11 protein-coding genes, 1 tRNA gene and 2 rRNA genes are annotated in these 11,884 nt (G+C 50.6%); 4 read left to right on the top strand and 10 right to left on the bottom strand.

Annotated elements, in window-relative coordinates:
* Positions 1-4 precede the first annotated feature (4 nt).
* From rrf (ACLW56_RS12320) to rrf (ACLW56_RS12310), 3 genes are all read left to right on the top strand, one after another.
* Positions 5-120, top strand: a 5S ribosomal RNA gene (gene rrf, locus ACLW56_RS12320).
* A gap of 56 nt (positions 121-176) precedes the next feature.
* Positions 177-252 (top strand) — tRNA-Thr (locus ACLW56_RS12315).
* Positions 253-291: 39 nt separating this feature from the next.
* Positions 292-407: ribosomal RNA gene (gene rrf / locus ACLW56_RS12310) — 5S ribosomal RNA — on the top strand.
* Between the two features lie 134 nt (positions 408-541).
* On the opposite strand, the gene ACLW56_RS12305 is transcribed toward rrf (ACLW56_RS12310), so the two are convergent.
* The 7 genes from ACLW56_RS12305 to ACLW56_RS12275 form a co-directional block, all read right to left on the bottom strand.
* Positions 542-1,300 carry an amino acid ABC transporter ATP-binding protein gene (locus ACLW56_RS12305; protein ID WP_330984059.1) on the bottom strand — a complete coding sequence of 253 codons (759 nt, stop codon included), beginning with the start codon at positions 1,298-1,300 and terminating at the stop codon, positions 542-544.
* Between the two features lie 7 nt (positions 1,301-1,307).
* A complete protein-coding gene (locus tag ACLW56_RS12300; protein ID WP_330984058.1) occupies positions 1,308-2,411 on the bottom strand; it encodes an amino acid ABC transporter permease in 1,104 nt (367 codons plus the stop codon).
* A gap of 9 nt (positions 2,412-2,420) precedes the next feature.
* Positions 2,421-3,602, bottom strand: a complete 1,182-nt coding sequence (locus ACLW56_RS12295; protein ID WP_330984057.1) for an amino acid ABC transporter permease — start codon at positions 3,600-3,602, stop codon at positions 2,421-2,423.
* A gap of 67 nt (positions 3,603-3,669) precedes the next feature.
* The gene (locus tag ACLW56_RS12290) at positions 3,670-4,695 is read right to left on the bottom strand and encodes an amino acid ABC transporter substrate-binding protein (RefSeq protein ID WP_330984056.1); all 1,026 of its coding nucleotides are present in this window, start codon (positions 4,693-4,695) and stop codon (positions 3,670-3,672) included.
* Between the two features lie 481 nt (positions 4,696-5,176).
* Positions 5,177-5,398: a lipoprotein gene (locus ACLW56_RS12285; RefSeq protein WP_330984055.1), complete on the bottom strand. Its 222-nt coding sequence runs from the start codon at positions 5,396-5,398 to the stop codon at positions 5,177-5,179.
* A 415-nt stretch (positions 5,399-5,813) separates the two neighbouring features.
* Positions 5,814-8,927, bottom strand: a complete 3,114-nt coding sequence (locus ACLW56_RS12280) for an efflux RND transporter permease subunit (protein WP_330984054.1) — start codon at positions 8,925-8,927, stop codon at positions 5,814-5,816.
* 12 nt (positions 8,928-8,939) lie between these two features.
* Positions 8,940-10,079 carry an efflux RND transporter periplasmic adaptor subunit gene (locus tag ACLW56_RS12275; RefSeq protein WP_330984053.1) on the bottom strand — a complete coding sequence of 380 codons (1,140 nt, stop codon included), beginning with the start codon at positions 10,077-10,079 and terminating at the stop codon, positions 8,940-8,942.
* Between the two features lie 345 nt (positions 10,080-10,424).
* Here ACLW56_RS12275 and envR point away from each other — a divergent pair, with 345 nt between their 5' ends.
* Positions 10,425-11,096, top strand: a complete 672-nt coding sequence (gene envR / locus ACLW56_RS12270) for an acrEF/envCD operon transcriptional regulator (protein ID WP_330984061.1) — start codon at positions 10,425-10,427, stop codon at positions 11,094-11,096.
* A 4-nt stretch (positions 11,097-11,100) separates the two neighbouring features.
* Here the strand turns inward: envR and ACLW56_RS12265 are convergent, their stop codons facing one another.
* From ACLW56_RS12265 to fis, 3 genes are all read right to left on the bottom strand, one after another.
* Positions 11,101-11,223: a hypothetical protein gene (locus tag ACLW56_RS12265; protein ID WP_330984052.1), complete on the bottom strand. Its 123-nt coding sequence runs from the start codon at positions 11,221-11,223 to the stop codon at positions 11,101-11,103.
* A gap of 26 nt (positions 11,224-11,249) precedes the next feature.
* The gene (locus ACLW56_RS12260; RefSeq protein WP_330984051.1) at positions 11,250-11,414 is read right to left on the bottom strand and encodes a DUF2556 family protein; all 165 of its coding nucleotides are present in this window, start codon (positions 11,412-11,414) and stop codon (positions 11,250-11,252) included.
* A 149-nt stretch (positions 11,415-11,563) separates the two neighbouring features.
* The gene (fis, locus tag ACLW56_RS12255; protein ID WP_000462905.1) at positions 11,564-11,860 is read right to left on the bottom strand and encodes a DNA-binding transcriptional regulator Fis; all 297 of its coding nucleotides are present in this window, start codon (positions 11,858-11,860) and stop codon (positions 11,564-11,566) included.
* Positions 11,861-11,884: the final 24 nt, after the last annotated feature.

The raw sequence follows: 11,884 nt of genomic DNA, 5'->3' as shown, positions 1-11,884 counted from the left end.
TTTGCCTGGCGGCAACAGCGCGGTGGTCCCACCTGACCCCATGCCGAACTCAGAAGTGAAACGCCGTAGCGCCGATGGTAGTGTGGGGTCTCCCCATGTGAGAGTAGGGAACTGCCAGGCATCAAATTAAGAACGCAGTCACAGTAATGCTGTGAATGGTTCAAGAAATAAAGTGTGCTGATATGGCTCAGTTGGTAGAGCGCACCCTTGGTAAGGGTGAGGTCCCCAGTTCGACTCTGGGTATCAGCACCAGTTTTAAAGGTTAAAGTTCGGCAGATAGAAAAGAATTTGTCTGGCGGCAAAAGCGCGGTGGTCCCACCTGACCCCATGCCGAACTCAGAAGTGAAACGCCGTAGCGCCGATGGTAGTGTGGGGTCTCCCCATGTGAGAGTAGGGAACTGCCAGACATCAATTAAGCAAAAAGCCCAGTCTATGACTGGGCTTTTCTGCATTCTGAAATCTGAAATCTGAAATCTGAAATCTGAAATCTGAATATTGAACCTAATGCAGGCCCGGTAGCGTATCGCTACCGGGCAATGAGCTAGTGGATAACCTGAGAAAGAAACGCACGAGTTCGTTCAGATTTAGGGTTGGCGAAGAACTGATCCGGTGGTGCCTGTTCCACGATCTCCCCGCGATCCATGAAGATAACTCTGTCGGCGACGGTTCTGGCAAAGCCCATTTCATGAGTCACACACAGCATTGTCATGCCGGATTGAGCCAGACCGATCATGGTATCCAGCACTTCTTTAACCATCTCCGGGTCGAGCGCAGAGGTTGGCTCATCGAATAACATGATCTTAGGCTTCATACACAGTGAACGAGCGATGGCGACACGCTGCTGCTGTCCACCTGAAATCTGCCCTGGGAACTTATGTGCGTGCTCCGCGATACGTACTCGTTCGAGGTAGTGCATGGCCAGTGCTTCCGCTTCTTTCTTCGGCATTTTTCTGACCCATATCGGTGCCAGTGTGCAGTTTTGCAGAACGGTAAGATGTGGGAACAGGTTAAAGTGCTGGAACACCATCCCGACTTCCTGACGTACGCGCTCGATGTTGCGGATATCTTCGTTGAGCTCGATCCCATCGACCACGATCCGCCCCTGTTGATGTTCTTCCAGGTGATTGATGCAGCGTATGGTTGTTGATTTTCCTGAACCCGAGGGCCCGCATAACACAATGCGCTCGCCTTGTTTTACATTCAGGTTGATGTCTTTGAGCACATGGAACTGCCCGTACCATTTATTGACATTTTCCAGCGTAATCATCGCATCCGCCGGCTGTAGTAATGTTTGACTCATAGTTTCCTCAATGCGGCGTACGCCCGGTGTTAAAGCGCTTTTCCAGATGTTGGCTGTAGCGCGACATGCTAAAGCAGAAGATCCAGTAGATCAGAGCGGCAAAGACATAGCCCTCGGTCGACATGCCGAGCCATGCGGGATCGACAGTGGCCTGTTGAACGCTACTGAACAGATCAAACAGACCGATGATGATCACCAGACTGGTATCCTTAAAGAGCGCGATAATAGTGTTAACCAACCCAGGTATTACCAGCTTCAGAGCCTGAGGCAGGATGACCAGTGCCTGTGTTTTCCAGTATCCCAGGGCAAGAGATTCTGCGGCTTCATACTGCCCTTTTGGCAAGGCCTGCAGACCGCCGCGGACCACTTCCGCGACATAGGCTGACTGGAACAGAATGACCCCGACCAGCGCTCTGATTAACTTGTCGATGCTGGTGCCTTCTGCCATAAACAACGGCAGCATCACCGATGACATGAACAAAACGGTAATAAGCGGAACGCCGCGCCAGAACTCGATAAAGAGAACCGACAGGATGCGTACAACAGGCATCGTCGAACGGCGCCCTAGCGCGAGCAGTATGCCGAGCGGCAATGCGCCAGCAATCCCAACGGAGGCAATGATCAGCGTCAGCGTGAGTCCACCCCACTGCCGGGTTTCAACACGATCCAGCCCAAGAAAACCGCCGTACAGCAGGAACCACACCACGATCGGATAGATAATTGCCCAGCAGGCAATATAGCGTCCACGGCGAGGCATTGCGTTCCAGAACATCGGCACGATACTGAACAAACCAATGACTAATGCCAGGTTTATCCGCCAGCGCTGATCGTGAGGGTACAGGCCATACATGAATTGCCCGAAACGCTGGTGAATGAAGACCCAGCAGGCCCCGGCTTTTGTACAGTCAGCTCGTGTGGTGCCTATCCAGTTTGCCTGCAGGAAAGCCCAGTTCATCAGAGGGGGGATGACCTCCCACAGCACCCAGATGCAAAACAGCGTCAATAGGGTGTTCGACCAACTTGAGAACAGGTTTTTGCGGACCCAGTTAATTGCCCGCCCTGAGCTGACACTGGCAGGGCGAGGAGGATGTGACAGAAGAGCTTTTGTCATCGTGACTCCTTAGCGCTCGATCAGTGCCATTCGGCGGTTATAGATGTTCATCAGCAGCGAAATTGTCAGGCTGATAATGAGGTACACCGACATGGTTATCGCAATAGTTTCAATAGCCTGACCGGTCTGATTCAATACTGTTCCGGCAAAGAGCGACACCATGTCCGGATAGCCAATTGCCGCTGCGAGCGACGAGTTTTTGACGATATTCAGGTATTGGCTGGTAAGGGGGGGAATGATCACCCGCAGAGCCTGAGGAATGATGACCTGGCGTAATGTGACCGGGTTTGGCAGGCCTAAAGAGCGTGCCGCTTCATGCTGGCCATAAGGTACGGCCTGAATGCCTGCGCGGATGATTTCGGCGATAAAGGCAGAGGTGTAGACGGAAAGTGCCAGTGTCAGCGCGGCCAGTTCCGGGATCAGCGCCATACCACCGCGGAAGTTAAATCCACGCAGTTCAGGGACATCCCAGTGTATCGCTGCGCCGAAAATCCAGTGTGCCAGAAGCGGCAAACAAACAATCAGTCCAAGCGCGACAGGCCAGGTTCTCCGTATCTGCCCAGTTTTGATTTGCAGGTTTTTGTTATAGCGGTAAAGCCCTGCGGAAATCATGACGGCGAGCAGAATCGCACCGGCAAAGGCCAATAATCCTTCCCCTAATTGAGGGGCAGGAATGTACAAGCCACGGTTGCTGAGAAAAACAAGATCGAAGGCATTAACCGCCTGGCGTGGCCCGGGAAGATTACGCAGAACCGCGAAGTACCAGAAGAAGATCTGCAACAGCGGTGGGATGTTGCGGAAAATTTCGATGTACAGCGTGGAGAGCTTACGCAGCAGCCAGTTCTCTGAAAGGCGGGCAAGGCCAAGGAAAAAGCCGATGACCGAGGCGAAAACAATACAGAGCGCCGAGACCAGCAGAGTGTTCAGCAACCCTACGATAAAGACGCGGCCGTACGTGTCTCCTTGTTGATAATCAATCAGATGCTGAACAATGCCGAACCCGGCGCTGCGATCGAGAAAGGCAAATCCTGACGTGATGCCGCGGTTGTTCAGGTTAGTCATGGTGTTGTGGATAAGATAGATAGCAATTACAGCAACCGCCACCACTGCGATTATCTGAAATAGCCAGGCACGAACCGTGGGGTTGGAAAAGGAAAGTTGTCCTTTTACGGTCAGGCGGCGGTGAGACATAGTGAAACCTCAATAACCAGACTCTGGAGAGGGCATCGCCGAAGCGATGCCCGTTACTGCTCAACAATCAACGAACTGGCGGAGCGTATTGAATTCCGCCGTTGTTCCAGAGGTTGTTCTGACCACGTTTGATCTTCAGCGCGCTGCCTTCACCGACGTTGCGATCGAAAACTTCAGCGTAGTTGCCGACTTGTTTCACGATGTTGTAGGCCCACTTGTTATCGAGCTTCAGGTCTTTGCCAAAATCGCCCTCTTTGCCCAGCAGATGTGACATGTCCGGGGTTGAAGGATTCGCAAATTTCTCATCGACGTTTTTCGAGTTGATGCCCATTTCTTCGGCGTTGAGCATGGCGAACAATGTCCAGCGAACGATAGAGAACCATTCGTCATCGCCACGACGGACAACAGGGCCCAGAGGTTCTTTAGAAATGACTTCAGGCAGGACAATCCAGTCGCCCGGTTTGCTCAGCTTGATGCGCAGGGCGTAAAGCTGAGACTGGTCAGACGCCAGCGTATCGCAGCGACCAGATTCGAGCGCTTTTGCTGATTCGTCGGAGCGGTCAAAGGTTACCGGGGTGTACTTCATATTATTGGCTTTGAAGTAGTCCGCCACGTTCAGCTCAGTATCTGTTCCCGCCTGAATACATACAGTCGCGCCATCAAGTTCTTTTGCACTTTTCAGACCCGCTTTATCGTGAGTCAGGAAGCCGATACCGTCGTAATAAGTCACGCCAGTGAAAGAAAGCCCCATGCCCGCATCGCGAGAAGAGGTCCAGGTGGTATTACGTGATAACAGGTCGACTTCGCCCGATTGCAGCGCGGTGAAACGTTCTTTCGCGGTCAGCGGGGTGTATTTCACTTTATTGGCATCACCAAACACCGCAGCAGCCACACCACGGCAAACGTCTACATCAATACCGGTAAATTTACCGTCGGCATCTGCATAGGAGAAACCCGGCAATCCATCACTGATACCGCATTGCACAAAGCCTTTCTTTTTAACGGCATCGAAAGTGGTACCCGCATGTGCCTGAGTTGAGAGTGCAAACAGTACGCCCGCCGCAGTGAGGCTGGCGATCATCATCTTTTTCATAAAGCATCCTGTGTGGCGAAAAATTTATCGTTATAAATAATGACGTCCGGGAGAACGTCGAAACCTGTCTGTGGCCATGGCCATTTCCTCTAAAGCAAAGGGAATGCCAGAATTGCAACCACCGGCGAATGGGTCGCTGCGGCGCAATAAAGTGAGTGTAGTCAGGAAAGAAAAAAGTAAGCGCCCTGGGATGGTGCAAAATTGAAACCTGTGCCACAAATCAGAGCGAAAAAGTTTCAGGATTGAGAGCAAAAGGGGAAATGGTTTCGGCGGTTAATATTGGTGTGAAAATGAATGAAGGAATTAGTGTGAAATCGCTCACGAGTATTGATGTGAGTAATAAGTTTTCATGATGACGACGGTGATTTAAAAAGCAGAATTATTCTTTTTAAGAACGATGATAGCGCGATTTATTTACGTTTCTCGGAGCGGATGCACCATGCTGAAGCAAAAGCGCGGGAGGCCCCGCGCTTCGGTGAAACTATTTGGTTAAGGCGACGATACCCAATGTTAGCCCGGCCAGTGCTGCTGCACCACCGGCGATGGCGCCCGCCGTTTCCCAGTTATCCTGAGTCGTGCCTTTCACACAGGTATTGGTATGAACCAGCCGCCCCTGATCGTCATAAACCGGTACGCAAGGTGAATCATGTGCGCAGCCTGCAAGCAGAGCGGTCAGCAATGCAACTGAAATCAATCTTTTCATCATATTACCTCGATATCACGCCGCAGTAATGAACCTGATGCTTTGCGGAATTGCGACTATTTTATCACCGAGGCGTATATCCACAGAGGTGCAAATAATCTCAATTTATTTGAACTGTAAACATTGTGGAGGTTTTGGAAAATATCCCGCTAATTATGTAGAAAATATGCAGAATAAAATTCCATTCAGTGATTAAGTGATAAGCTTAAAAAACCAGCTAAAAGAAAAAAGGCGCGTTAAGCGCCTTGAGAGTGATGACAAACCTCTAACGAATGAGATCTGTCATAGGGTACCGAATAAAAAAACAAGGAAAATCAATTTATTGATTTTCGGCTGATAACCACAAGAAGGAAAAACCACGCTTTTTCCTTCTTTGTCAGCAGTCTGAAGGCGCGTTAAGCGCCTTTTAGATAAGTTATCCTTTCGAGCCACTAAATCGTCTTCGGACGACGACAAAAAAGACAGGCACAAAGAAGATAGCGAGCAACGTTGCCGTTAGCATGCCGCCCATCACACCCGTGCCTACTGCGTTTTGAGCCCCACTCCCCGCACCATTGCTGATAACCAGAGGCATAACGCCAAGGATAAACGCCAGTGAAGTCATGAGGATTGGGCGCAATCGCATACGCGATGCTTCGAGTGTGGCTTCAATCACGCCTTTGCCTTCTTTGTCCATCAGGTCTTTAGCAAACTCGACTATCAGGATGGCGTTTTTCGCTGATAGACCAATGGTGGTCAGCAGCCCAACCTGGAAGTACACGTCGTTGTTCATCCCACGCAAAGAAGCAGCAAGCAATGCGCCCACAACACCCAATGGCACAACCAGCATGACGGAGAACGGTATCGACCAGCTTTCATACAGCGCAGCAAGGCAAAGGAAAACCACGATCAACGAGATAGCATAAAGTGCGGGTGCCTGGTTGCCTGAAAGCCTTTCCTGATAGGACATGCCCGTCCAGTCATAGCCGATGCCCGTCGGTAGTTTGCCAGCGATCTCTTCCAGTAAGGCCATGGCCTCCCCGGTACTTTTGCCGGGAGCCGCTTCACCGATGATTTCTATCGAAGGCAAGCCGTTATAGCGTTCCAGACGAGGAGAACCATAAACCCAGCGCGCCGTTGTGAAAGCGGAGAAGGGAACCATCTCGCCGTTTGCGCTACGGACATACAGGCTGTTGATGTCATTTGGCAGCATACGGAATGGGGCATCGGACTGAACGTAAACCTTTTTCACACGGCCGCGATCGATAAAGTCGTTAACGTAACTCCCACCGAGAGAAGCCGAGATTGTCTGGTTAATGTCTGATAATGACACGCCAAGCGCCTGCGCTTTTTCCTGATCGACGTCCAGTTTGTACTGGGGTGTATCTTCCAGGCCGTTTGGCCTGACGCGAACAAACATGTCCGGATGCTCTTTCACCATGCCAAGAAGCTGATTACGAGCCTGAGTTAAACCGGTATGTCCGAGCCCTGCCTGATCGGTAAGCTCAAAGTCAAAACCAGTCGCGGTGCCCAGCTCGATAATGGCCGGCAGGTTAAAAGGCACCACGATGGCATCTTTAATCTGACTAAAGGCGACAGTGGCTCGTTTGATAACGGCCTCCGCCGAATTCTCTTCCCCTTTACGTTCATCCCAAGGTTTAAGGCTGATAAACGCCATCCCCGAGTTTTGGCCCTGACCACTGAAGCTGAAGCCGTTAACGGTAAAGACGCTGGCAACGTTATCTTTCTCGTTTTCCAGATAATGCTGTGTGAGCGTTTCGAGCACTTTCTCAGTGCGTTGTTGCGTCGCCCCTGCAGGAAGCTGAACCATGGTCATAAAGACGCCCTGGTCTTCTTCTGGCAGGAAGGAGGTAGGCAGACGGAGGAACAAAAGTGCCATGCCTGCAACGATGATCACGTAGAGAATTAAATAGCGGCCAGTGCCGCGCAAAATCTTGCTGATGCTGCCCGTGTAGTGATTAACGCTTTGGTCAAATTTGGTATTAAACCAGCCCAAAAAGCCACTTTTGGGTTGATGCGCCTCTTCGGCGTTCGCTTTTAACAACGTGGCACAGAGGGCTGGCGTCAGGATCAGAGCGACCAGCACTGACAGAGCCATGGACGACACAATGGTAATGGAGAATTGCCGGTAGATGGCGCCAGTTGAACCGCCGAAAAATGCCATCGGAATAAAGACCGCTGAAAGCACCATGGCGATCCCTACCAGCGCGCCCTGAATTTGATCCATCGATTTCTCGGTGGCTTCTTTCGGGGAAAGCTTGTCTTCTGCCATCACGCGTTCAACGTTTTCGACCACAACGATGGCATCATCCACTAACAGGCCAATCGCCAGTACCATGCCAAACATCGTCAATGTGTTGATGGAGTAGCCGAAAGCCGCCAGCACCGCGAATGTCCCCAGTAAGACGACAGGCACAGCGATGGTTGGGATAAGCGTTGCGCGCAGGCTTTGCAGGAACAGATACATCACCAGGAAGACCAGTACGATGGCTTCAAACAGGGTTTTTACTACTTCGTGAATAGAAATCTTCACAAAAGGCGTGGTGTCATAGGGGTAGACGACTTTCATGCCCGCAGGGAAAAACACCTGCAGTTCCGCGAGCTTGGTTTTGATCGCTTCAGCGGTGTCCAGTGCGTTAGCGCCGGTGGCGAGTTTAATACCAAGGCCTGTTGCAGGCTGGCCGTTGATCCTCGTCATCATGTTGTAGTTTTCGCCGCCCAGCTCGATTCGGGCGACATCTCTTAAGTGCACTCTTGAGCCGTCCTGATTGACTCTTAATGTGACGTTGCCGAATTCTTGCGGATCTTTGAGTCGCGTCTGGGCAATGATTGAGGCGTTAAGCTGTTGGTTGGGAAGCGATGGCGCACCGCCGAGTTGCCCGGCGGCAATTTGGTTGTTCTGCACTTTCAACTGATTAATGACATCGACTGGCGTCATCTGATATTTGTTGAGCAGATTGTCATTAAGCCAGATACGCATTGCGTACTGAGCACCAAACAGTTGGGTGTCTCCCACACCGTTAAGCCGACTAATGGCATCTTTAAGATTCGAAGCCACATAATCGGAAATATCATCCTGGGTCATGGCCTTGTTATCAGTGACAAACCCTGCGACCAGCAAATAGCTGCTGCTGGATTTCTTCACGCTGATTCCCTGCTGCTGAACTTCCTGCGGCAGTAAAGGTGTGGCGAGCTGAAGCTTGTTTTGCGCCTGCACCTGGGCAATGTCTGGGTCGGTCCCCGACTGGAACGTCAGAGTTATCGTGACGCCGCCCGCTGAATCGCTGGTGGAGGACATATACATCAGGTTATCGATGCCGTTCATGTTCTGTTCGATAACCTGAGTCACCGTATCCTGCACAGTTTGTGCATCCGCACCGGGATAGGTCGCTGAGATAGCCACGGCAGGTGGGGCTATCGTCGGGTATTGTGCGACAGGCAATTGCAGAATCGCAAGAGCACCGGCCATCATCATAATGATTGCCAAAACCCATGCGAAAATGGGGCGTTGAATAAAGAATCTGGACATAGTGGCCCCTGATTATTTCGCGGTGGCGAGTGTGGTTTCAGGCTCAGCGTTTACCGCAGCGCCTGGGCGTACCTTTTGCAAGCCGCTAATAATGACTTTTTCGCCAGGGTTAAGTCCTTCGGTGACCAGCCATTGGTCGCCAATAGCCTGAGTGGCCGTAATGGCTCTCGCTTCTACCTGGTTTTTATCATTGACGATCATCACCGTGGCATCGCCACGAGGGGTGCGAGTGACGCCTTGTTGTGGCACCAGAATGGCGGCAGGTTGGACACCTTCATCAATGCGTGCACGGACAAACATGCCTGGTAACAATGCGTGATCGGGGTTGGGGAAAATGGCTCGCAGCGTAATCGAACCGGTGCTTTCATCCACGGTCACATCGGAAAATTGCAGGCTCCCTTTCTGTGCATAAGGCTGGCCGTTTTCCATCACCAACTGAACACTTTTGATGTCGCTGCCGTTCTCCAGACTTTCTTGCTTAAGGCGCATAAAGTCATTACTGGACTGCGTAACATCGACGTAAATCGGGTCGAGTTGCTGAACTGTCGCCAGCGCCTGTGCCTGTCCGTTGGTGACCAGCGCACCTTCTGTCACTGTCGATTTGCCGATACGCCCGCTGATAGGTGATGACACTTTGGTATACGCCAGATTAATCCTTGCGCTCTCCACGGCGGCTTTGCCCGCTATGACGCTGGCATCGGCCTGGCGTGCATTGGCAACGGCCTGATCGTAATCCTGATGGCTGACATATTGAGTGCCGAGCAGAGGCAGATAGCGTTTCACCGTCAGATGCGCGATGGCCGCTGCGGCAGACGCTTTAGCTTCGTCCGCTTTCGCACTTTCCCATGCAGCCTGGTAGGTGGCGGGATCAATCTGGTAAAGCGAATCGCCAGCCTGAATATCGCCGCCTTCGGTGAAGTTGCGTTTCAGGATGATGCCGCTGACTTGCGGCCGCACTTCTGCAATACGAAAGGCTGTTGTTCTGCCGGGTAATTCGGTAATGACGGAAAGAGGCGCTCGGGTGACCACGTGAACCACAACGTGTGGTGCCTGGTTGTGCGACTGTTTGTCCCCAGAATCATCGCAACCGTTAAGAAATAATGTAGAAGTCAGCAAACTGAATAAAAGCGTAACCCTGGCGTGAGTCTTCATTGCAAGTCCTTAATAACTGATGGAGCGAGATCGCCGGAGGCCGGTGAGAAAAATAAAAAAATAAGCGCGGTATCATACAAATAAAAACTCTGCTATGTCAGCTAGTAGAATTCTGGAAAGGAGAGCAACAGCACTCATACATAAAATAAAATGATAAAACATCAATGGTGGTTTAGGATGATCCTTGATTCATTTTCACGGTCAATGATTTGGTTTGTGTTATATCTAATTGTGATTAATTCAATTCTGATACTGTCTGAATATGGAAAACAAATTGCTATGTGAAATTACTCAATACAAATATATTAACCTGCTCTGATGCCAAACCGAATGCAGGAGCAGACCATGGTGAGGAAGACTAAAGCCGATGCGCTAATAACGCGCCAGAAGCTGATTGATGCGGCAATCGAACAGTTTGCCAGGCGCGGCGTATCTGAGACAACGCTGACAGACATTGCTGATGCGGCGGGTGTAACACGTGGTGCGGTTTACTGGCATTTTACGAGTAAGGCCGAGATATTTAATGAAATGTGGTCTCAGCAATATCCACTGCGTGACATTATTAAACACAAATTGACACATAACGAAAATGAAAATCCTTTAGCTTTCATGCGAGAAAGTTTTACGGCTGCATTGCAATATATTTCTCGTTCACCCAAGCAGCAGGCATTAATGCAGATCTTGTTTCATAAATGTGAATTTAATTCGGAGATGATGCCCGAGTCAGAGATTCGCCAGCGGATTGGATTTAGTTACGAGATTTTGCAAGCGTTGCTTCGTAAATGTATTAGTAATGGCAGCCTTCCAGCAGAAACAAATATTGAGCTTTCATTACTTATTCTGCACAGTTTTTTCTCCGGTGTGGTTAAGAATTGGTTGCTGTCACCAGAGCGACTCGATCTCTATCACCAGGCACCGGAGCTGGTCGAAAGCATTATGAGTACGCTTCTCCCTCATCCTGCCATGCAGGTGATGAGTATCAACAATTCGCCGATGTACCACGCCCAGGTTGGGTGATTGTTTATCCTGCCTTTTGTTCGCAGGCAACAATTTCACTGGCGCTGACAGGTTTGCCCGCCGTGGTTTCAGTCACTTCAAGGATGAGCATTTCAGGGGGAACGTTATGACGGGTGAGGCTCGCCATGACGGTGCAATGTTGTCGGCACACTTTTATTCCAGGCTGGAACAGTTCACCAACTTGAGGGGATTCACGGAATTCATGTTGCGGCATTTTTCGCTTTCGGTTGCTAACAGCTCTATCCACTGCATCAGCAGCCCATCGAACAGAAACATAAAGAGGGCGAAAACAACCAACCAGCCGTACTTACGAAGCATACCTGCACCTGAGAAGAGATTGCGTGAATGGCTGGCAATATACACGAAAAGTAACATCTGAGAAGAGGGGGAAAAGGGGGGGATTTCAGGCATTAAAAAAGGCGCTTCCCCATGCCGAAGAGCGCCTTTTTAACCGTCATGAACGAAACTTAGTTCATGCCGTATTTTTTCAGTTTCTTACGCAGAGTACCACGGTTGATACCCATCATCAGGGCAGCGCGGGTCTGGTTGCCACGGGTGTATTGCATCACCATGTCCAACAGGGGCTGTTCTACTTCAGCCAGTACCAGCTCATAGAGATCATTCACATCCTGACCATTCAGTTGAGCAAAATAGTTCTTCAGTGCCTGTTTAACCGAGTCACGGAGAGGCTTTTGAGTCACCTGATCCTGAGAGTTAACGGTAGAAACGGTCAGTACGTCAGAATTTACGCGTTGTTCGAACATAGTTCTGTCAGCTCTTTATTTCTG

The organism is Pantoea sp. sgz302252 (genome assembly GCF_047713085.1).
Taxonomy (GTDB): domain Bacteria; phylum Pseudomonadota; class Gammaproteobacteria; order Enterobacterales; family Enterobacteriaceae; genus Scandinavium.
This window is presented reverse-complemented; position numbering and strand designations above follow the sequence as displayed.

Coding starts and splice junctions, on each gene's coding strand:
- ACLW56_RS12305 (WP_330984059.1), bottom strand. CDS start 1,300: ATGAGTCAAACATTACTACAGCCGGCGGATGCGATGATTACGCTGGAA.
- ACLW56_RS12300 (WP_330984058.1), bottom strand. CDS start 2,411: ATGACAAAAGCTCTTCTGTCACATCCTCCTCGCCCTGCCAGTGTCAGC.
- ACLW56_RS12295 (WP_330984057.1), bottom strand. CDS start 3,602: ATGTCTCACCGCCGCCTGACCGTAAAAGGACAACTTTCCTTTTCCAAC.
- ACLW56_RS12290 (WP_330984056.1), bottom strand. CDS start 4,695: ATGAAAAAGATGATGATCGCCAGCCTCACTGCGGCGGGCGTACTGTTT.
- ACLW56_RS12285 (WP_330984055.1), bottom strand. CDS start 5,398: ATGAAAAGATTGATTTCAGTTGCATTGCTGACCGCTCTGCTTGCAGGC.
- ACLW56_RS12280 (WP_330984054.1), bottom strand. CDS start 8,927: ATGTCCAGATTCTTTATTCAACGCCCCATTTTCGCATGGGTTTTGGCA.
- ACLW56_RS12275 (WP_330984053.1), bottom strand. CDS start 10,079: ATGAAGACTCACGCCAGGGTTACGCTTTTATTCAGTTTGCTGACTTCT.
- envR (WP_330984061.1), top strand. CDS start 10,425: ATGGTGAGGAAGACTAAAGCCGATGCGCTAATAACGCGCCAGAAGCTG.
- ACLW56_RS12265 (WP_330984052.1), bottom strand. CDS start 11,223: ATGGCGAGCCTCACCCGTCATAACGTTCCCCCTGAAATGCTCATCCTT.
- ACLW56_RS12260 (WP_330984051.1), bottom strand. CDS start 11,414: ATGCTTCGTAAGTACGGCTGGTTGGTTGTTTTCGCCCTCTTTATGTTT.
- fis (WP_000462905.1), bottom strand. CDS start 11,860: ATGTTCGAACAACGCGTAAATTCTGACGTACTGACCGTTTCTACCGTT.